This is a genomic window from Burkholderia sp. FW306-1C-G01B, from assembly GCF_058781685.1.
The window spans coordinates 1-543 of sequence record NZ_JBYSWZ010000040.1 but is presented as its reverse complement, the minus strand read 5'-3'; the positions used below and the strand labels follow the sequence as shown (position 1 = coordinate 543).

General features: G+C 58.7%; 1 protein-coding gene. It reads right to left on the bottom strand.

The window, feature by feature from the left end:
- A partial coding sequence (locus AC3WLY_RS35190) for an Ig-like domain-containing protein (protein ID WP_492332764.1) occupies positions 1-543 on the bottom strand: 543 nt, incomplete at both ends.

Here is a 543-nt window from a genome sequence, read left to right as displayed (position 1 = left end):
ATGGCCGCCGTCGGTCGAGTATTCGATCGTGGCGCCGGTTTCAACACCCGTAAGATTCAACGTACCGACATTGGTGACGTGGTCGGTGGCACTGCTGCCGGAATCGGTAGTCAGAGCGACACCGGGAGCAGTGGCCGAGGTATCGAGCGTAAAGCTGAAAGAAGTCGGATCCGACGTATTGCCTGCGATATCGGTCTGCCGAACCTGTACGTCGTACACGCCTTCGACGGCGTTGAAGTTGGTGTTCCAGGTATGGCCGCCGTCGGTCGAGTATTCGATCGTGGCGCCGGTTTCAACACCCGTAAGATTCAACGTACCGACATTGGTGATGTGGTCGGTAGCGTTGCTGCCTGAGTCGGCGGTTAGTGCAACACCCGGCGCGGCGGCCGACGTATCGAGCGTGAAGCTGAACGAGGTCGGATCCGATGTATTGCCTGCGACATCGGTCTGCCGAACCTGTCCGTCATTCACGCCTTCGACCGCGTTGAAACTGGTGTTCCAAGTATGACCGCCATCGGTCGAGTATTCGATCGTGGCGCCCGT